At 42.5% G+C, this 435-nt stretch carries 2 tRNA genes and 1 rRNA gene; all 3 read right to left on the bottom strand.

The features are described from left to right. Positions 1-121 precede the first annotated feature (121 nt). A tRNA-Ala gene (locus IDG60_RS02695) sits at positions 122-197 on the bottom strand. Positions 198-215: 18 nt separating this feature from the next. Then, positions 216-292 (bottom strand) — tRNA-Ile (locus IDG60_RS02700). Between the two features lie 91 nt (positions 293-383). Then, a 16S ribosomal RNA gene (locus IDG60_RS02705) occupies positions 384-435 on the bottom strand; the annotation flags it as partial.

Raw genomic sequence — 435 nt, forward strand, 5'->3', positions numbered from 1 at the left:
CTTTCGAACACTAGCGATTATTTCTTATGAATTCAAGCTTATTTAAAACTCTTTATTCACTCGGTTTTGCTTGGTAAAATCTATATTTTACTTACTTATCTAGTTTTCAATGTACAAATAATGGTGGAGACTAGCGGGATCGAACCGCTGACCTCCTGCGTGCAAAGCAGGCGCTCTCCCAGCTGAGCTAAGCCCCCAAATAGGTATTAAATTAATGGTGGGCCTAAGTGGACTCGAACCACCGACCTCACGCTTATCAGGCGTGCGCTCTAACCAGCTGAGCTATAGGCCCATTAATTTGAATGAACAAACATTCAAAACTGAATACAATATGTCACGTTATTCCGCATCTTCTGAAGAAGATGTTCCGAATATATCCTTAGAAAGGAGGTGATCCAGCCGCACCTTCCGATACGGCTACCTTGTTACGACTTC

Source organism: Staphylococcus sp. EG-SA-2 (genome assembly GCF_017152085.1).